General features: G+C 70.8%; 18 protein-coding genes. 10 read left to right on the top strand and 8 right to left on the bottom strand.

The window, feature by feature from the left end:
* Positions 1 to 6 precede the first annotated feature (6 nt).
* Complete coding sequence (locus tag ACWC0C_RS06520; protein ID WP_450862099.1) at positions 7 to 1,320, bottom strand: ABC transporter substrate-binding protein; 1,314 nt, start codon at positions 1,318 to 1,320, stop codon at positions 7 to 9.
* Between the two features lie 224 nt (positions 1,321 to 1,544).
* On the bottom strand, positions 1,545 to 2,336 hold the full coding sequence (locus ACWC0C_RS06515; RefSeq protein ID WP_450862097.1) for a GntR family transcriptional regulator: 792 nt from the start codon (positions 2,334 to 2,336) through the stop codon (positions 1,545 to 1,547).
* Between the two features lie 178 nt (positions 2,337 to 2,514).
* Between ACWC0C_RS06515 and ACWC0C_RS06510 the strand changes: the two genes are divergently transcribed.
* The 5 genes from ACWC0C_RS06510 (at position 2,515) to ACWC0C_RS06490 (ending at position 6,718) form a co-directional block, all read left to right on the top strand.
* Positions 2,515 to 3,534, top strand: a complete 1,020-nt coding sequence (locus ACWC0C_RS06510) for a sugar ABC transporter substrate-binding protein (RefSeq protein WP_450862095.1) — start codon at positions 2,515 to 2,517, stop codon at positions 3,532 to 3,534.
* Positions 3,534 to 4,610 (top strand): ABC transporter permease, encoded by a 1,077-nt coding sequence (locus ACWC0C_RS06505; RefSeq protein WP_450862093.1) that lies wholly within the window; start codon positions 3,534 to 3,536, stop codon positions 4,608 to 4,610. The genes ACWC0C_RS06510 and ACWC0C_RS06505 overlap by 1 nt, the downstream gene beginning before the upstream one ends.
* Before the next feature lie 3 nt (positions 4,611 to 4,613).
* Positions 4,614 to 5,519, top strand: coding sequence for an ATP-binding cassette domain-containing protein (locus tag ACWC0C_RS06500; protein WP_449199119.1), 906 nt, complete (start codon positions 4,614 to 4,616; stop codon positions 5,517 to 5,519).
* Between the two features lie 2 nt (positions 5,520 to 5,521).
* The gene (locus ACWC0C_RS06495; RefSeq protein WP_450862090.1) at positions 5,522 to 6,430 is read left to right on the top strand and encodes a sugar phosphate isomerase/epimerase family protein; all 909 of its coding nucleotides are present in this window, start codon (positions 5,522 to 5,524) and stop codon (positions 6,428 to 6,430) included.
* A 93-nt stretch (positions 6,431 to 6,523) separates the two neighbouring features.
* Positions 6,524 to 6,718: a hypothetical protein gene (locus tag ACWC0C_RS06490; protein ID WP_450862088.1), complete on the top strand. Its 195-nt coding sequence runs from the start codon at positions 6,524 to 6,526 to the stop codon at positions 6,716 to 6,718.
* A 47-nt stretch (positions 6,719 to 6,765) separates the two neighbouring features.
* Here ACWC0C_RS06490 and ACWC0C_RS06485 read toward each other — a convergent pair whose 3' ends face one another.
* From ACWC0C_RS06485 to ACWC0C_RS06475, 3 genes are read right to left on the bottom strand one after another with little or no spacing between them, the layout of a single operon-like run.
* Complete coding sequence (locus ACWC0C_RS06485) at positions 6,766 to 7,770, bottom strand: Gfo/Idh/MocA family protein (protein WP_450862086.1); 1,005 nt, start codon at positions 7,768 to 7,770, stop codon at positions 6,766 to 6,768.
* Between the two features lie 49 nt (positions 7,771 to 7,819).
* On the bottom strand, positions 7,820 to 8,608 hold the full coding sequence (locus ACWC0C_RS06480; protein WP_449199123.1) for an SDR family oxidoreductase: 789 nt from the start codon (positions 8,606 to 8,608) through the stop codon (positions 7,820 to 7,822).
* A gap of 18 nt (positions 8,609 to 8,626) precedes the next feature.
* The gene (locus ACWC0C_RS06475; protein ID WP_450862084.1) at positions 8,627 to 9,793 is read right to left on the bottom strand and encodes a phytanoyl-CoA dioxygenase family protein; all 1,167 of its coding nucleotides are present in this window, start codon (positions 9,791 to 9,793) and stop codon (positions 8,627 to 8,629) included.
* A gap of 148 nt (positions 9,794 to 9,941) precedes the next feature.
* On the opposite strand from ACWC0C_RS06475, the gene ACWC0C_RS06470 reads away from it, so the two are divergent.
* Entirely contained in the window at positions 9,942 to 10,973 is a 1,032-nt protein-coding gene (locus ACWC0C_RS06470) for a LacI family DNA-binding transcriptional regulator (protein WP_450862082.1), read from the top strand.
* A gap of 13 nt (positions 10,974 to 10,986) precedes the next feature.
* Positions 10,987 to 11,640 carry a poly-gamma-glutamate hydrolase family protein gene (locus ACWC0C_RS06465; protein WP_450862078.1) on the top strand — a complete coding sequence of 218 codons (654 nt, stop codon included), beginning with the start codon at positions 10,987 to 10,989 and terminating at the stop codon, positions 11,638 to 11,640.
* A 28-nt stretch (positions 11,641 to 11,668) separates the two neighbouring features.
* On the opposite strand, the gene ACWC0C_RS06460 is transcribed toward ACWC0C_RS06465, so the two are convergent.
* Positions 11,669 to 12,829, bottom strand: coding sequence for a Gfo/Idh/MocA family protein (locus ACWC0C_RS06460; RefSeq protein WP_450862076.1), 1,161 nt, complete (start codon positions 12,827 to 12,829; stop codon positions 11,669 to 11,671).
* Positions 12,830 to 12,947: 118 nt separating this feature from the next.
* Between ACWC0C_RS06460 and ACWC0C_RS06455 the strand changes: the two genes are divergently transcribed.
* Positions 12,948 to 13,955, top strand: a complete 1,008-nt coding sequence (locus ACWC0C_RS06455; protein ID WP_449199128.1) for a LacI family DNA-binding transcriptional regulator — start codon at positions 12,948 to 12,950, stop codon at positions 13,953 to 13,955.
* Here ACWC0C_RS06455 and ACWC0C_RS06450 read toward each other — a convergent pair.
* The gene (locus tag ACWC0C_RS06450; RefSeq protein WP_450862074.1) at positions 13,945 to 14,289 is read right to left on the bottom strand and encodes a cupin domain-containing protein; all 345 of its coding nucleotides are present in this window, start codon (positions 14,287 to 14,289) and stop codon (positions 13,945 to 13,947) included. The genes ACWC0C_RS06455 and ACWC0C_RS06450 overlap by 11 nt on opposite strands.
* Before the next feature lie 130 nt (positions 14,290 to 14,419).
* Here ACWC0C_RS06450 and ACWC0C_RS06445 point away from each other — a divergent pair, with 130 nt between their 5' ends.
* Positions 14,420 to 14,935 carry a hypothetical protein gene (locus tag ACWC0C_RS06445; protein ID WP_450862073.1) on the top strand — a complete coding sequence of 172 codons (516 nt, stop codon included), beginning with the start codon at positions 14,420 to 14,422 and terminating at the stop codon, positions 14,933 to 14,935.
* 47 nt (positions 14,936 to 14,982) lie between these two features.
* Here the strand turns inward: ACWC0C_RS06445 and ACWC0C_RS06440 are convergent, their stop codons facing one another.
* Positions 14,983 to 15,561 carry a TetR/AcrR family transcriptional regulator gene (locus ACWC0C_RS06440; protein ID WP_449199131.1) on the bottom strand — a complete coding sequence of 193 codons (579 nt, stop codon included), beginning with the start codon at positions 15,559 to 15,561 and terminating at the stop codon, positions 14,983 to 14,985.
* A 194-nt stretch (positions 15,562 to 15,755) separates the two neighbouring features.
* On the opposite strand from ACWC0C_RS06440, the gene ACWC0C_RS06435 reads away from it, so the two are divergent.
* Complete coding sequence (locus tag ACWC0C_RS06435) at positions 15,756 to 17,183, top strand: MFS transporter (RefSeq protein WP_450862072.1); 1,428 nt, start codon at positions 15,756 to 15,758, stop codon at positions 17,181 to 17,183.
* Positions 17,184 to 17,219: the final 36 nt, after the last annotated feature.

Here is a 17,219-nt window from a genome sequence, read left to right as displayed (position 1 = left end):
GGCCGCTCACTGGGACGCGAAGATCGTCTTCTTCTGGCGCTCGATGGACGACAGCAGGCTGTCCACGCCCTTGGGGTTCTGGAGGAACTTCTGCAGGCCCGGCTGCATCACCGTGGAGGTGAAGTCGGGGCGGGAGTCACGGTCCATGAACTGCGTGAGGTTCTTGGCGCCGCCGATCATCTCGAACGCCTTCTTCTGCAGCGCCGAGTAGGTGGAGGTGGAGGCCTTGCTGGAGGCGGCCACCACGCTCGGGTCACCCTTGAGGTAGAGCTCCTCGGCCGCCGGGCTGCCCAGGTACTCCAGCAGCTTCAGCACGCCGTCGTGGTTCTTCGGGGACTTGCTCACCATGAAGCCGTCGGTCGGCGCCTCGACCGTCTCCTGGCCGTACGCGGAGTTGATCTCCGGGAAGGGGAAGAAGTCGAGGTCGTCCAGGTCGGCCTTGTTGGTGAACTGCTGGGCCACGAAGGAGCCGAGGAGGTACATGCCGGCCTTCTTCGCCACCAGCGTCTGTGCGGCGTCCTGCCAGGTACGGCCCATGAAGCCGTCCTGGTGGTAGGGGAGCAGCTCGGCCCAGTGGTCGAAGACGGCCTTCACCTTGGCGTCGGTCCAGGCGGCCTTGCCCGCCATCAGCTGGACGTGGAAGTCGTAGCCGTTGAGGCGGAAGTTGATCTGGTCGAAGGTGCCCATCGCCGGCCAGGCGTCCTTGTCGCCGAAGGCGATCGGGACCAGGCCGTCCTTCTTCATCTGCTTGCACAGCGCGACGAGTTCGTCCCAGCCGGCGGGGACCTTGTAGCCGTGCTGCTGGAAGACGCTCTTGCGGTAGAAGATCGCCCAGGGGTACGTCGTCAGCGGCACGAAGTAGTACTTGCCGTCCTCGCCCTTGCTGAGCTTCTTCATCGCGTCGGGGAAGTTGTCCCCGATCTTCTGCCACACGTCGTCGACCGGCGAGGCGAGACCCTTGGCCGCGAAGAACTGCATGCGGTACCCGGCGAACCAGTTGAACACGTCGTCCGGCGTGCCCTGCAGGTAGGAGTTGATCTGCTCCTGGAAGGTGTTGTGGTCCTTCGTGTTCACCTTCACGGTGATCCCGGACTGCTTCTGGAAGGCCGCGTAGACGTCCGCGAAGGCCTTCTTCGGCACGGCGTCCGAGGCGTTGGAGCCGAGCGTGACCGTCTTGGGGTCGGAGGAGGAACCGCTGCCTCCGCAGGCGGACAGCAGGGGTATGCCGGCACCGGTGAGCAGGGCGGCACCGCCTGCTCCGCGCAGGATCGAACGACGGCTGGGACCCGGGACGGAAAGGCCGGAGGGGGAGAGGCGCATGGCGGCTCCTGAGGAATACCAGGGCTCGGTCAAGGGGATGAGTTGATCACCGAAAGGTTGACGAAACCGCTCAGAAATCAACTCGACCGAACATCGTGGCGTAATAACAGCCCCATGTCCGCTCATGAGTCAATAGGCCGGGTCGCGCTGGGGTGTCTCTTGCCCGAAACGTAATCGTCACCGTCACCTGCAACTCTGTTGAAGAATGTGCGGGTGGTTGCGTTTCAGGTCCTGACCAGCAGCTGGAAGTCGAAGGTGTACCGCGACGCCCGGTACGCATGGCTGCCGTACTCCACCGGCCGGCCCGTGACGTCGTACGCGGTGCGCCGCATGGTGAGCAGGGCTGCGCCCTCCTTCTCCTCCAGCAGGGCCGCCTCCTCGGCCGTCGCGCTGCGGGCGCCGATGGACTGGCGGGCGCTGTGCAGGACGATCCCGGCGGCCTGCATCATGCGGTACAGGCCCGTCGACTCCAGCCGTTCCGTGGGGAGTTCGAGCAGGGAGGCCGGCAGGTAGTTGCACAGGAACGCCACCGGCCGGCCGTGGGTGCGGCGCAGCCGCTCCAGTACGGCGACCTCGGCGCCCTCCGCGAGGTCGAGGGCCGCGGCCACCTCCGCCGGTGCCGGGATCCGTTCGTTGCGCAGCACCCGGGTGGTCGGTTCCTGTCCGGCCGACTCCAGGTCGTCGTAGAGGCTGCTGAGCTCCAGCGGCCGTCTGACCTTGCTGTGCACGACCTGCGTACCCACCCCGCGGCGGCGCACCAACAGGCCCTTGTCGACCAGGGACTGGATCGCCTGGCGCACGGTGGGCCGGGACAGGCCGAGCCGTACGGACAGGTCGACCTCGTTGCCCAGGAGGCTGCCCGGGGCCGGCGTGCCGTGTTCGATGGCCGCCTCCAGTTGCTGGGCGAGCTGGTAGTACAGCGGAACCGGGCTCGTGCGGTCCAGGGTGAAGCCGAGCCGGTCGAGCGCGCGATCACCCGGTGCCGTTCGCTGCTCGGTGCGGTGTACTGGGCTCATGCCTCTCAGGTGTAGGTCCGGGGAGGTGAGGGTGTCAATGGTTTGTACTTACATTCGGACCTCGTTCTGAAATGATGTCTTAACAAAGTATTGACAGCGGGCTCGCCACGGACTTGGATCCCGTCCCAACGCAACAGCGTCCCTTCCCCCGTCGCACGCACAGTGAGGTGCAGGAAAGATGGACCGCTCTTCTCCCTCCCGTTCCCGGAGACTGGCCCCCTTCGTGGCGGTGGCCGCCGCGGCGGCCCTGACCCTCGCCGGCTGCGCCAGCAGCCACGGCGGCAAGAAGGCCGAGGAGGCGGCTCAGAACGCCTCTGCGGGCAGGGCCAACACCCCGCGCATGACCGTCGCACTGGTCACGCACCAGGCACCCGGCGACACCTTCTGGGACACCGTCCGCAAGGGCGCCGAGGCCGCCGCGGCCAAGGACAACATCAAGCTCGTCTACTCCGCCGACCCCAACGCCGGCAACCAGGCCAACCTGGTGCAGAACGCGATCGACCAGAAGGTCGACGGCATCGCGGTCACCCTCGCCAAGCCGGACGCGATGAAGAACGTCCTCGGCAAGGCGGAGCAGGCCGGCATCCCGGTGGTGGGCCTGAACTCGGGACTGAGCGACTGGAGGAAGCTCGGCCTGCTGGAGTTCTTCGGGCAGGACGAGAGCGTGGCGGGCGAGGCGTTCGGCGACAAGCTCAACACGACCGGCGCCAAGAAGATCGTCTGTGTCATCCAGGAGCAGGGCAACGTGGGCCTCACCCAGCGCTGCGACGGTGTGAAGAAGACGTTCAAGGGCACGACTGAGACGCTGTATGTGAACGGCACGGACATGCCGTCCGTGCGGTCGACGATCACGGCCAAGCTGAAGCAGGACAGCGCCATCGACACCGTCGTCACCCTCGGCGCCCCCTTCGCCCTCACCTCCGTGCAGTCGGTGGGCGACGCGGGCAGCAAGGCCAAGGTGGCCACCTTCGACCTGAACAAGGACCTGGTGAAGGCCGTCCGTGACGGCTCCATCGAGTTCGCCGTCGACCAGCAGCCCTACCTGCAGGGATACCTGGCGGTCGACTCCCTGTGGCTCTACAAGTACAACGGCAACTACAGCGGCGGCGGGGTCCAGCCGGTGCTGACCGGCCCGGCCTTCGTCGACAAGTCCAATGTCGACAAGGTCGCGCAGTTCGCCGCGAAGGGGACCCGGTGATGAGCATGGCCCAGCAGGCTGAACCGGCCCTCGGCAGGCCGCCGGCGTCCGGCCCGAAGGAGCAGGACGGGCGTACCGCGCGGCGCCCGCTGGCGCTGCGGCTGCTGGCCCGCCCCGAGGTGGGCGTCTTCCTCGGCGCCGCCGCCGTGCTGGTCTTCTTCCTGATCGTCGCGCCCACGGTCCGCCAGGGCGGCTCGATGGCCACGATCCTCTACCAGTCCTCGACCATCGGGATCATGGCCCTGCCGGTGGCCCTGCTGATGATCGGCGGCGAGTTCGACCTCTCGTCCGGCGTCGCGGTGATCTCCTCGGCGCTCACCGCGAGCATGCTCAGCTACCAGCTGACCCTGAACGTGTGGACAGGCGTGATCGTCGCCCTGGTCGTCTCGCTCGCGATCGGCTTCTTCAACGGCTGGCTGGTGGTCCGGACCGGCCTGCCCAGCTTCCTGATCACCCTGGGTACGTTCCTGATCCTCCAGGGCGCGAACCTGGCCGTGACCAAGCTGGTCACCAGCAATGTGGCCACCGACGACATCAGCGACATGGACGGCTTCGGCCAGGCGAAGAAGATCTTCGCGTCCTCGTTCGAGGTGGGCGGGGTCGAGGTGAAGATCACCGTGGTGTGGTGGCTGGTCTTCGCGGCCCTGGCGACCTGGGTGCTGCTGCGCACCAAGTACGGCAACTGGATCTTCGCCGTCGGCGGCAACAAGGAGTCCGCCCGGGCGGTCGGTGTCCCGGTGACGTTCACGAAGATCTCGCTGTTCATGCTCGTCGGTCTCGGCGCCTGGTTCGTCGGCATGCACAACCTGTTCTCCTTCAACACCGTGCAGTCCGGCGAGGGCGTGGGTCAGGAGCTGATCTACATCGCCGCGGCGGTGATCGGCGGCTGTCTGCTCACCGGCGGCTCCGGCTCGGCGATCGGCCCGGTCTTCGGGGCGTTCATGTTCGGCATGGTCAACCAGGGCATCGTCTACGCCGGCTGGAACCCCGACTGGTTCAAGGCCTTCCTGGGCGTGATGCTGCTCGGCGCCGTCCTGATCAATCTGTGGGTCCGGCGCACCGCGACCCGGAGGTAACCGATGACTGACAACAAGACCCACGGCACCGTTGTCCAGGACACGCCGCCCGCCTCGGAGGGGCTGCTGGTCGAGCTGCGCAAGGCGGGCAAGTCCTACGGCAACATCCGCGCCCTGCACGGCGTCGACCTGAAGGTGCACGCCGGCCAGGTGACGTGCGTGCTCGGTGACAACGGCGCGGGCAAGTCCACCCTCATCAAGATCGTCTCGGGGTTGCACAAGCACACCGAGGGCGAGTTCCTCGTCGACGGTCGGCCGGTGCGTTTCTCCACCCCCCGCGAGGCTCTCGACAAGGGCATCGCGGCGGTCTACCAGGACCTGGCCACCGTCCCGCTGATGCCCGTCTGGCGGAACTTCTTCCTCGGCTCGGAGATGACCAAGGGACCCTGGCCGGTCCGGCGCCTGGACATCGCCCGGATGAAGGCCACGGCGGACGAGGAACTGCGCAACATGGGCATCGTCCTGGACGATCTGGAACAGCCCATCGGCACCCTCTCCGGCGGCCAGCGCCAGTGCGTGGCCATCGCCCGCGCCGTCTACTTCGGCGCCCGCGTCCTCATCCTGGACGAGCCGACGGCCGCGCTGGGCGTCAAGCAGTCCGGGGTGGTGCTGAAGTACATCGCCGCCGCCCGCGACCGCGGCCTCGGCGTCATCTTCATCACCCACAACCCCCACCACGCCTACATGGTCGGCGACCACTTCAGCGTGCTGCGCCTGGGCACCCTGGAGCTGTCCGCCTCCCGCAGCGAGGTGAGCCTGGAGGAACTGACCAACCACATGGCCGGCGGCGCCGAACTCGCAGCCCTCAAGCACGAGCTGGCCCAGGTACGCGGTGTCGACACCGAGGAACTCCCCGAGGAGGACGACCTCACCGCGCCCGTCGCACCCGCTCCGGAAGGAACCCCCTGACCATGGCCGTCCCCACTCCGCTGGACCGTATCCGGGTCGGCTCGGCCCCCGACTCCTGGGGCGTCTGGTTCCCCGACGACCCCCGGCAGGTGCCCTGGGAACGCTTCCTCGACGAGGTCGCCGAGGCCGGCTACGAGTGGATCGAACTCGGCCCCTACGGCTACCTCCCCACCGACCCCGCCCGGCTCCGCGACGAGGTGGCCCGGCGCGACCTGTCGGTCTCCGCGGGCACGGTCTTCACCGGCATGCACCGCGGCCCCTCCGTCTGGGAGGAGACCTGGGCCCATGTCAGCCAGGTCGCCGCGCTCACCCGGGCGATGGGTGCGCGGCACCTGGTGGTCATCCCCTCCTTCTGGCGGGACGACAAGACCGCCGAGATCCTGGAACCGCCGGAGCTGACCGCCGAGCAGTGGGCCCACCTGACCAAGGGCATGGAACGGCTCGGCCACGAGGTCAAGGAGACCTACGGCCTCGACATCGTGGTCCACCCGCACGCCGACACCCACATCGACACCGAGGACCACGTCGAACGCTTCCTGGACTCGACCGACAGCGAGCTGGTCAACCTCTGCCTGGACACCGGGCACTACGCCTACTGCGGCGGCGACAGCGTCAAGCTCATCGAGACCTACGGCGAGCGCATCGGCTATCTGCACCTCAAGCAGGTCGACCCGGACATCCTCGCCGAGGTGGTCGCGAACGGGGTGCCGTTCGGGCCCGCGGTGCAGCGGGGCGTGATGTGCGAACCGCCGTCCGGCGTACCCGAGTTGGAGCCCGTCCTGGAGGCGGCGCAACAGCTGGGCGTGGAGCTGTTCGCGATCGTCGAGCAGGACATGTATCCCTGCGAACCGGACAGGCCCCTGCCGATCGCGGTGCGGACGCGGCGGTTCCTTCGGTCCTGTGGGGCCTGACAGGATTCGGCCAGGAGGCGGCCGGGAACCAACCGTGGGCACGCGGGCGTTGAGTACGACGACGGGGGACGCCCGCGCAGACGGGAGGACGAGATGACACACCACACCGAACCCCGGCAGACGGCCCAGGACGCGACCGACCCGGCGCTTGTGCGCCGCCACCGCTTCGGCGCGCTGCCCGAACGGATACGCCCCGAGGACACCGTCGAGACCAAGCCGGCCACCCTCCCCGACCCGGCGCGGGACACGTACAACCCTGATGAGTGGCTGATCCGTTACTGCGGCTGAGACACGGCTACGGCGCCGGGCACGTGCCCGGCGCCGTAGCCGTTGGTTCACGCCTGCCGGACCTCCGCGAGCGTCACCGGCCGGTGCTCCTGGAGCGACAGGGTGCAGGCCTCGGCGATCCAGCCCGCCTCCAGGGCGTCCTCGACCGTGCAGGGGGAGGGCCGGGTGCCGGCCACGACCTCCGTGAACGCGGTGAGTTCCGCGCGGTAGGCGTCGGTGAAGCGGTCCATGAAGAAGTCGTGCGGGGCGCCCGAGGGGAACGTCACGCCGGGCTCGACCGAACGCAGCGGCAGCTTGTCGTCCAGACCGACCGCGATCGAGTCCGTGAAGCCGTGGAGCTCCATGCGGACGTCGTAACCCCGCGCGTTGTGGCGGGAGTTGGAGACCACCGCGATGGTGCCGTCGTCCAGGGTGAGGACCGCGCCGGTGGTGTCGGCGTCGCCGGCCGCCTTGATGTAGTCGGCGCCCCGGTTGCCGCCGACCGCGTACACCTCGGTGACCTCACGGCCCGTCACCCAGCGGATGATGTCGAAGTCGTGCACGGAGCAGTCCCGGAAGATGCCACCGGACGCGGCGACGTACGCGGCCGGGGGCGGCGCCGGGTCCAGGGTCGTGGAACGGACCGTGTGCAGCTTGCCCAGCTCGCCCGCCTGGACGGCGGCGCGCGCGGCCACGAAGCCCGCGTCGAAGCGGCGGTTGTAGCCGATCTGGATCGGCACGTCGCTGCCCCGCACGGCCTTCAGGACCTGCACGCCCTCCGTCATGGTGCGGGCGATCGGCTTCTCGCAGAAGACCGGGACGCCGGCCTCGACACCGGCCAGGATCAGGGCGGGGTGGGCGTCGGTGGCGGCCGCCACCACGATGCCGTCCACGCCGGCGGCCAGCAGCGCCTCGGGCGAGTCCACCACCTCGGCGCCGAACCGCTCGGCGGCGGCCTTGGCCGCGCCCGCGAAGGGGTCGGTGACGACGAGCGACTCGACGGCGTCCAGTCCGGAGAGGGTCTCGGCGTGGAAGGCGCCGATGCGGCCGAGGCCGAGGATTCCGATGCGCATGGGGAAGAGGCTCCTTGCGGTGCGTGCGGGAACGAGCGGAGGGGGAGGTTCAGTCGAGGCCGCCGAGAACGTTCTGGTCCCAGTCGATCACCGACCCGGTGACGACCCCGGACCGGTCGGACAGCAGAAACACGACGAAGTCGGCGATCTCGTCCGGTTGGCCCAGCTTGCCCATCGGCAGCTTGGCCGCGGCCTGCTCGCGCCAGTCGTCGCCGGCGTCGTGGAAGGCGCGCTGGGTGGCGTCCTCGCCCTCCGTCGCGGTCCAGCCGATGTTCAGGCCGTTGATCCGGATCCGGTCCCAGCGGTGGGCGTGCGCAAGGTTGCGGGTCAGGCCCACCAGGCCGGCCTTGGCGGCGACGTACGGTGCGAGGAACGGCTGACCGCCGTGCGCCGACGAGGTGATGATGTTGACGATCGTGCCGGGCGCCTTGCGGGCCACCATGTCGGTGACCGCCGCCTGCATCGCGAAGAACGGCCCCTTGAGGTTGATCGCGATGTGCTGGTCGAACAGCTCCGGGGTCGTGTCCAGCAGGGTGCCCCGGGAGGTCAGCCCCGCCGAGTTCACCAGGCAGTCGATCCGGCCGAAGGCGTCCACCACCTCGGCGACCGCCGCCCTGGCCTGGTCGGCGTCCGCCAGATCGGCGCGCACGAACATCACCTTGCCCCCGTCCGACGCCAGCTCGGCGACCAACGCCTCACCCGGTTCCGTACGGCGGCCGGTGACCGCCACGACGGCGCCCTCCCGTACGGCGGCCCGCGCGATCGCGGCACCGACCCCCTGAGTGCCGCCGTTGACCAGGACGATCTTTTCCCGGAGAAGCCCGTCGAGAAGTCCCATGACCTGCCCTTGCCTTCCTCAGCTCTCTCGCCGTTCGGTACCGGCCCGCAGCTCCGCCCGCAGCCGCGGCGGGGTCCACTCCTCGCGCACCGCCCGCCGCAGCACGTCCGCCTGCGTCGGCGGGGCCAGACCGTCGACGGGCGGGTCGCTGTCGAGGTTGGTCGGGAAGGGGTAGCCCTCGGCGCTCACCGCGATCACGTTCTCCAGCCACTCCTCGCCCGCGCCCTCGGCCGCGCGCCGCAGCAGCACCGGGAACACCGCGTTCGCCACGGCCTCACGGTCCACCGTCTCCATCGCGCGCCCGAAGGCGGAGGACACCTGGAGCAGATGGGCCGTGCGCCGCACGTCCGCCGTGCGGTTGGGGCCGGCGGCGTGGAAGAGCGCCGGGTTGAAGAAGACCGCGTCGCCCTTGGCGAGCGGGAGCTGGACGTGGTGCGCCGCGAAGCAGGCCTGGAACTCCGGGAGCCGCCAGGCCAGATAGCCCGGCTCGTACAGCTGCGAGTACGGCAGATAGAGCGTCGGACCCGATTCCACCGGCATGTCGCAGTGGGCGACCGCGCCCTGGAGGGTGAGCACCGGGGAGAGGCGGTGCACATGGGCCGGGTAGGCGGCCGCGGCCGCGTTGCCCAGGAAGCCGAGGTGGTAGTCCCGGTGCGCGGTCTGGCCGGCGCCGCCCGGGTTGACCACGTTGACCTGCGACGTCACCTGGTAACCGGGACCCAGCCAGGCCGTGCAGACCAGGGCCAGGACGTCGTTCGCGTAGTAGTCGGCGAACGCCTCCGCGTCGTACAGGGCGGTCTTCTCCAGCGCGTTCCACACCCGGTCGTTGGCGCCCGGCTTGGCGAAGTGGTCGCCGGCGGTGGCTCCGCAGGCCCGCTGCTCGGCGATCAGCGCCTCGAACACGGCCGTGACCCGGTCGACGACCGCCGGGTCCGGGTAGGCGCCCTTGATGACGACGATTCCGGGGCCGTCGGCGAACGCCCGCACCAGCTCGGCCCGCACAGCGTCCCGGTCCTCGACGGTGCGCAGCCGCTCACCCTCGTACACCAGGACGTTCTCCGCCACCGAGGCGGCGTGCGGGTAGTCCGCGAGGTGGGTCGTCCGGTCGATCAGGGCGCGGAAGGCGTCCGGATCGCAGTCCTGCTCGGACAGCCAGGCGCGGCCTGGCACGGAGGCGACGGACATCGGTGTCCCTTCGGTCATGGTCTCGCGGCCTCGGGCCCTCGATCACGGCTTTCGGCCACGGCAACGACGCAGCCCTGCCATTCTTGTCATGACAAACCCCTCGAACAACCAGCAGCCAGCCATCAAAAACCCCTCAAGGAGCCGGCCCATGGGCCATCCGTTCCCGATCCGGGAGATCGCACGTCAGGCGGGTCTCAGCGAGGCCACGGTGGACCGTGTGCTGAACGGCAGGGGAGGGGTGCGCGCGAGCACCGCACAGGAGGTGCACCGGGCCATCGCCGACCTCGACCGGCAGCGCACCCAGGTGCGGCTGGTCGGCCGTACGTTCATGGTCGACATCGTGGTGCAGGCGCCCGAGCGGTTCAGCACCGCCGTGCGTGCCGCCCTGGAGGCCGAACTTCCGTCCCTGCATCCGGCCGTGGTCCGTTCCCGTTTCCACTTCCGCGAGACCGGCCCGGCCGCCGAGCAGGTCAGGACGCTGGACCGGATCGCCCGGCGCGGCTCCCAGGGGGTGATCCTCAAGGCGCCGGACGTCCCCGAGGTCACCGCCGCCGTGGGCCGGCTCACCGCGGCCGGCATCCCGGTCGTCACCCTGGTCACCGACCTGCCCGCCAGCGGCCGGGTCGGTTACGTCGGCAGCGACAACCGGGCCGCCGGAGCCACCGCCGCCTATCTGACGGGCCAGTGGCTCGGCGACCGGCCCGGACATATCCTGACCAGTCTGAGCAGCGGCTTCTTCCGTAACGAGGAGGAGCGCGAGATGGGCTTCAGAAGCGTGATGCGGGCCCGGCACCCGGAGCGGGCCCTGGTGGAGATCGCCGAGGGACAGGGCCTGGACGCCACACAGTACGACCTGGTCCGCGCCGCCCTGGAACGGGACCCGGAGATCCGGGCCGTGTACTCCATCGGCGGCGGCAACAACGCCACCCTGCGCGCCTTCGCCGACCTCGGCCGCGAGTGCGCGGTGTTCATCGCCCACGACCTCGACCACGACAACACCCGGCTGCTGCGCGAGCACCGGCTGTCCGCCGTGCTCCACCACGACCTGCGCCAGGACATGCGGGAGGCCTGCCACCTCGTCATGCGGGCACACGGCGCGCTGCCCCCGGCGGGCCCGGCGCTGCCGTCCGCGATCCAGGTCGTCACGCCGTACAACATGCCCGGGCAGACGGCCGAGTGAGGGGAGCGACCAGGTGACCCGTACCGAGCACGTGGAGATCGAGGGCATCCCGATGTGCGCGACCCTCGTACCGGGCGGCGAGATCGGACTGCTGGCCCTACACGGCAGCAACGAGGGCGGTACGGCCGAGCTGGCCGACCTCGTGGCCCGCCGCTGCGGCGCCACCAGCCTCGTCTTCACCCAGCCGGGTGTACGGCAGCCGGTGCACATCCCTTCCCCGCGCATGGCGGCCGACCACTGCACCCTGCTGCGGGAATTCCTGGACCAGGTATCCCTCACGATCTCCCTGCACGGGCACATGCGCCCCGAGGCACCCCACACCGTCTTCCTCGGCGGCGGCAACCGCTCCGCGGCCCATGTCCTCGCCGAGGCGTTCGCCGCCGGCGCCCCGCAGTTCCGGGTCGTCACCGACCTGGCGGCGATCCCGGCGGCCTTGCGCGGCGTACACCCCGGAAACCCGGTCAACCTGACCCGCCTGGGTGGCGTCCAGGTGGAGCTGCCGCTGTTGGCCCGCACGAGCGGGGGAGCCGACATCCCGCCGGGGGCGGTGGTCGAGGCGCTGACCGCCGGCGTCGAGCGGCTGAACAGGCCGGCACCTCGAGCGGTCGCGCCCCGAAGGGGCGCGGGGAACTGCGCGACCGGCCACGACGGCGCGGCAGACGCATGACGGCACATCGCGGCGCTCCGGGAGACGCCTAGCCGCCCTCGACGTCGACCCAGGTTCCGCGCTGAGCGGACCGGACCATCGCATCCAGCAGAGCCGCGCAGCGAACCGCATCCGCAAGCGTCGTCCCGTACGCCACCCCCTCGGCAACGGACCGCACAAACCGATACGCCTCGATGACCTTCAGATCGTCGTACCCCATCGCATTCGCCGCCCCCGGCTGGAACGCCGCGAACTCACCGGCACCCGGCCCGACGTACACCGTGCTCACCGGCTGGTCCTGATACGTCGAACCCCGGCTCACCGCCAGCTCGTTCATTCGCCGGAAGTCCCAGAAGACGGCCCCCTTCGTGCCGTGCACCTCGAAGCCGTAGTTGTTCTGCTCGCCGACCGAGACCCGGCAGGCCTCCAGGACCCCGCGGGCGCCGGAGGCGAACCGCAGCAGGCAGTTGACGTAGTCCTCGTTCTCGACCGGGCCGGGCTCGCCGCCGGAGGCGAGGGCGTGGCCGGCGGTGGCTCCGGCAGGCCGGGCGCGCTCCGCTAGGAAGATCGCGGTGTCGGCGGTGAGCGAGGTGATGTCGCCGAGCAGGAAACGGGCCAGGTCGGCGCCGTGCGAGGCGAGGTCGCCGAGCACCCCGCTGCCGCCGCGCGCCCGCTCGTACCGCCAGGTCAGCGCGCCGTCCGGATGGGCGGCGTAGTCGCTGAACAGCCGGATGCGGACGTGGGTCACCGTGCCGATCTCACCGGAGGCGATCAGATCGCGGGCGGCCTCGACGGCGGGCGCGTTGCGGTAGTTGAAGCCGACCGTGCCCCGCACACCGGCCTCGGCGACCGCGTCGGCGACCGCGCGGGCGTCCGCGCCGGTCAGCCCGACCGGCTTCTCGATCCAGATGTGCTTGCCCGCCTCGGCCATCGCCACGCCGATCTCCCGGTGCAGGAAGTTCGGCGCGGTGATGCTGACGGCCCGTACCCGGGGGTCGGCGGCCACCTCACGCCAGTCGCGGGTCGCGGAGGCGAACCCGAACCGCTCGGCGGCCTCCTCGGCCCGTCCCGGCACCTCCTCGGCGACCGTGATGAGCCGGGGCCGCAGCGGGAGCTGCGGATAATGGTGCGGCAGCCGTGCGTACGCCTGGGTGTGCACCCGGCCCATCCAGCCGAATCCGACGACGGCGACACCCAGCTCATCCACCATGACAGCCCCTCCTGGGGGTGTTGGACCGGTCCACGTTCTGTCCAGGCCACCTTTGTGCGGACATGGCCAGCATGTCAACCCTTTGACAGAGCGGCACGCCGCGTGGAACGGTCCATCCATGAGACCGCCGACGATCCGTGACGTGGCCGAACGGGCCGGAGTGTCCAAGTCGCTGGTCTCGCTCGTGCTGCGCGGCTCGGGACCGGTGAGCCCCGAGAAGCGGGATGCGGTGCTGCGGGCCGTGCGCGAGCTGGGCTACCGGCCCAACGCGGCCGCCCGCAGCCTGAGCGAACAGCGCACCCGCACGGTCGGCGTCCTCCTGGACGACCTGCGCAACCCCTGGTTCGTCGACCTCCTCGACGGTCTCAACTCCCTGCTGCACGCCGCCGGCCTGCACATGCTGCTCGCCGACGCCCGACTGAACCGGCGGATGGGGCACGACCTGGCCGAACCGTTCCTGGACCTGGGCGTCGACGGGCTGGTGATCGTCGGCACGGTCCCCGACGCGGGCGGTCTCGGCGCGCTCGCGCGGCGGATGCCGATGGTCGTGGCGGGTGCCCGCGAGCCCCGGCCGGAGGGCGTGGACGTCGTCGCCGGGGACGACGAGCGCGGCGCCCGGCTCGCCACCGAGCATCTGCTCGGCCTCGGCCACCGCAGGATCGCCCACCTCGCGGGCCACGGAGAGGTCGGCGCACTGCGCCGGCGCGGCTTCGAGGCGGCGATGCGGGCACACGGCGCCGAACCGGTCGTCGAGCCGGGCGACCTCACCGAGGAAGGCGGCTACCGGGGGACCGTACGCCTGCTCAGCCGCCCCGAGCGGCCCACGGCGCTCTTCGCCGTCAACGACATGGCCTCGGTCGGCGCCCTCTCGGCGGCCGGGGAACTGGGCCTCGGGGTGCCGCGCGACCTGTCGGTGGTCGGCTACGACAACACCAGCATCTCCCGGCTGCGGCACCTCTGGCTGACCACCGTCGACACCGCCCCGTACGAGATCGGCCGGCGCGCCGCCCGCTGCCTGCTCGACCGGTTCGACCGGCCGGACGGCGAGGGGAGCGTCCACCTCGCCGCGCCGACACTGGAGATCCGGGGGACGACGGCGCCGCCCCGCGACGAACTCAGAGGTTGATCGCGTACGCCTTGCGCAGCGTCTCGTGCACCGTCCACGTCGTACGGTCGCCCGCGCGCAGCACCGCCATGTCACCCGGCCCCACCGTCAGCGTCGGCCCACCCTCGACCTCGATGGTCGCCGACCCGCTGATCACCACGAACAGTTCGTCCGCCTCCGTGTCGGTGACCACGCCCGGCGTGATCTGCCAGATGCCGCGGATCTGCCGGCCGTCCGGCGACTCCCAGAGCACCTTCCCGGTGACCTCCGGGTTGCCGGAGACGATCTGCTCCGGGTCGAGGGGATCGGGTTCGAGGTCGGCGTCGGGGATGTGGAGCGCGAAGCTGGGCGTCATGCGGCGAGCCTAGCCAGCGTCACGCGGGCGCCGCGGCCGACAATGTGTGGGGCATCGGGGCTGGTGGGAGGACACTTCGTCGGTCCGCCCGGACTCGCGCACGGGCGGGGTACGGGTGATCGTGGGGAACATGGCTGACTCCACGGCGGCCGGCACGCCACCACCCCGGCAGCACGACACCCGCGAAGCCGTCCTGTTCGGCGGGGTGTACGGCGCCGTCCTCGCCAGCTCGATGGTGGCGGCGCTCTCGAAGTACGGCCGCACGACCGCCGCCGGCCGCCGCTACGACGCCGCGTGGCTCCTGGTGACCGCCCTCGCCTCCGCCCTCGCGCACGGCTACGCCCACTACATCGCCGAACGCGCCCCGCACCGCCGTTGGGACGTGCTGCGCACGCTGCGGGACGAGTGGCCGCTGGTCACTGCCGTGCTGCCCACGGTGCTCGTGCTCGTGGGCGCGGGCTGGGGCTGGTGGCCGCCGAACGGCGTCCAGTACCCGGCGTTCGCCCTCAACATCCTGATCCTCTTCGTCCTCGGCCTGATCACCGCCCGCTGGTCGGCCCGGAGCTGGCCGACCGCGGTCCTCATGGGGGCGGGGGACGCGATGCTCGGGGTGATCGTGGTGCTGGCGAACGCGCTGATCAAGTAGGCGGCGGTAGGCGAAGCCGGCGGCGGCGTCGGCCGCACCCCCTGGTGTCAGCGGCCGGTGCGTACTCCGTCCAGCGCGATCGCCAGGACCCGGTCGCGCTGGGCGTCGTCGTCGAAGGCCGTGGCCGTGATCCCGGCGACCATCCGCAGCAGGTCGGTGAAGTCCATGTCCGTCCGGGCCACGCCCGCCCGCTGGGCGCGCTCCAGCAGCGGGCCCCCGGCGGCGTACATCGAGGTGCGGCAGGTCTGGAAGATCTCCGACTCGTCGTTCAGTGCCTCGCGCACCGCGCGCTTGGTGACCATGTAACCGGCGAACCGGTCCAGCCAGGCCGTCAGCGCCTCCCACGGCTCAAGGCCGGCGACCTCCTCGGCCGCCCGGCACAGGGCGTTGACCTCGTCGGCGTAGACGCTCTCGAACAGGTCGCGGCGGGTGGGGAAGTTCCGGTACAGCGTGCCGATGCCGACGCCCGCGCGGCGCGCGATGTCCTCCAGGGAGGCGTCCGAGCCGTGCTCCGTGAACGCCTCACGGGCGGCGCCGAGCAGGGCGTCGTAGTTACGGGCGGCGTCCTTTCGGTGCGGCCGGCGGGCCGCCACGATCGCGCCGACGGGGAACGGCGTGGCCGTCACTGCTGCCTCCCAGGGGAATAGCTGATCCGGAGGTGTGCATCCGGTTCGGTTGAACCGGAGGGGTGCCTCCGTTAGAGTGGAGGGGTACCTCCACTTTAGCAGTGCGGGGCGGCTTTGCCCTGGGCAGACGTGCCCCGCAGCCGCACCCCCCCGCCCTCGCCATCCACAGCGCTCCGAGTCGGAGAGGCTTCCTCATGCCCCGCAAGTCCACCCGCCTCACCTTCGCGGTCCTCGCGACCGGTGCCGGCGTGTTCTCCATGCTGCAGTCGCTGATCGCGCCGGCTCTGCCGACCGTCCAGCACGCCCTGCACACCTCCCAGTCGACGGCGACCTGGGTGATGACGGCCTATCTGCTGTCCGCCTCGGTCTTCACCCCGATCCTCGGCCGGATCGGTGACCTCGTCGGCAAGAAACGCACCCTCGTCGCCGTCCTGCTCGCCGTCCTCGCCGGCTGTCTCATCGCCGCGCTCGCCCCGAACATCGGCGTCCTCATCGTCGCCCGGGTCGTCCAGGGCGTCGGCGGCGCCCTGTTCCCGCTGTCCTTCGGCATCATCCGCGACGAGTTCGCGCCCGCCCGGGTGAGCGGCAGCATCAGCAACCTCTCGGCCGTGATCGCCGCCGGCGGCGGAGTCGGCATGGTGGCCGCCGGCCCGATCGTCTCCGCGCTCGACTACCGCTGGCTCTTCTGGATCCCCGTGGCGATCGTCGCCGCGACGGCCCTGATCGCCCTGGCCTACGTCCCCGAGTCCCCCAAGCGGGCCCAGGGCAAGGTCGGTTGGTACGGCGCCGGGCTGCTCTCCGCCTGGCTGGTGGCCCTGCTGCTGCCGCTCAGCCAGGCCGGGCACTGGGGCTGGGGCTCGCCGAAGGTGCTCGCCCTGTTCGCTGCCGCCGCCGTCCTGTTCACGGTCTGGCTGACGGCCGAGGCCCGCTCCCGCACCCCGCTGATCGACCTGCGCGTGATGCGGCTGCCCGCGGTGTGGACGACCAATGCCGCCGCCCTGCTCTTCGGCGCGGGCATGTACGCGATCTGGTCCTTCCTGCCGGGCTTCGTCCAGACACCGTCCGCGGCCGGCTACGGCTTCGGCGCGAGCGTCACCGCCTCCGGCCTCCTGATGCTGCCGATGCTGCTGGCGATGTTCCTCTCCGGTGTCCTCTCGGGCCGCCTGGAACCCCGCGTCGGCGCCAAGGCGCTCCTCACCACGGGCGCCGCACTCGGCGCGCTGGCCTGCGGATTCCTCACCCTCTGGCACGACGCCCAGTGGCAGATCGCGGTCGTGGCCGGACTGTTCGGCCTGGGCATCGGACTGGCCTTCGCCTCCATGGCCAACCTCATCGTCGGCAGCGTCCCGCCCGAGCAGACCGGCGCCGCGACCGGCATGAACGCCAACATCCGCACCATCGGCGGCTCCATCGGCGCCGCACTGACCAGCGTCCTGGTCACCGGCCGCCTCCAGCCCTCCGGCCTGCCCTACGCCTCCGGCTACACCCACGGCTGGGCCCTGCTCGCCCTCCTCTGCCTGGCCGCGGCCGGCGCCGCCCTCCTCGTCCCGGCCCGCCGCCGGGGCCGTACGCCAGCCCCCGCCACGACGGCGACGACACCAGCACCCGCCCAGGTGCGGTAGTGTTGACCTGCGTGATCACACGGGACACACCGGGTG

It is taken from the genome of Streptomyces sp. NPDC001709, from assembly GCF_053596375.1.
The sequence above is the reverse complement of the archived record's forward strand: the minus strand, read 5'-3'. Positions and strand labels throughout refer to the sequence as shown.

Bases quoted from the DNA above. Each gene is read 5' to 3' on its own strand.
- ACWC0C_RS06520 (WP_450862099.1), bottom strand. From the start codon at position 1,320: ATGCGCCTCTCCCCCTCCGGCCTTTCCGTCCCGGGTCCCAGCCGTCGT.
- ACWC0C_RS06515 (WP_450862097.1), bottom strand. From the start codon at position 2,336: ATGAGCCCAGTACACCGCACCGAGCAGCGAACGGCACCGGGTGATCGC.
- ACWC0C_RS06510 (WP_450862095.1), top strand. From the start codon at position 2,515: ATGGACCGCTCTTCTCCCTCCCGTTCCCGGAGACTGGCCCCCTTCGTG.
- ACWC0C_RS06505 (WP_450862093.1), top strand. From the start codon at position 3,534: ATGAGCATGGCCCAGCAGGCTGAACCGGCCCTCGGCAGGCCGCCGGCG.
- ACWC0C_RS06500 (WP_449199119.1), top strand. From the start codon at position 4,614: ATGACTGACAACAAGACCCACGGCACCGTTGTCCAGGACACGCCGCCC.
- ACWC0C_RS06495 (WP_450862090.1), top strand. From the start codon at position 5,522: ATGGCCGTCCCCACTCCGCTGGACCGTATCCGGGTCGGCTCGGCCCCC.
- ACWC0C_RS06490 (WP_450862088.1), top strand. From the start codon at position 6,524: ATGACACACCACACCGAACCCCGGCAGACGGCCCAGGACGCGACCGAC.
- ACWC0C_RS06485 (WP_450862086.1), bottom strand. From the start codon at position 7,770: ATGCGCATCGGAATCCTCGGCCTCGGCCGCATCGGCGCCTTCCACGCC.
- ACWC0C_RS06480 (WP_449199123.1), bottom strand. From the start codon at position 8,608: ATGGGACTTCTCGACGGGCTTCTCCGGGAAAAGATCGTCCTGGTCAAC.
- ACWC0C_RS06475 (WP_450862084.1), bottom strand. From the start codon at position 9,793: ATGTCCGTCGCCTCCGTGCCAGGCCGCGCCTGGCTGTCCGAGCAGGAC.
- ACWC0C_RS06470 (WP_450862082.1), top strand. From the start codon at position 9,942: ATGGGCCATCCGTTCCCGATCCGGGAGATCGCACGTCAGGCGGGTCTC.
- ACWC0C_RS06460 (WP_450862076.1), bottom strand. From the start codon at position 12,829: ATGGTGGATGAGCTGGGTGTCGCCGTCGTCGGATTCGGCTGGATGGGC.
- ACWC0C_RS06455 (WP_449199128.1), top strand. From the start codon at position 12,948: ATGAGACCGCCGACGATCCGTGACGTGGCCGAACGGGCCGGAGTGTCC.
- ACWC0C_RS06450 (WP_450862074.1), bottom strand. From the start codon at position 14,289: ATGACGCCCAGCTTCGCGCTCCACATCCCCGACGCCGACCTCGAACCC.
- ACWC0C_RS06445 (WP_450862073.1), top strand. From the start codon at position 14,420: ATGGCTGACTCCACGGCGGCCGGCACGCCACCACCCCGGCAGCACGAC.
- ACWC0C_RS06435 (WP_450862072.1), top strand. From the start codon at position 15,756: ATGCCCCGCAAGTCCACCCGCCTCACCTTCGCGGTCCTCGCGACCGGT.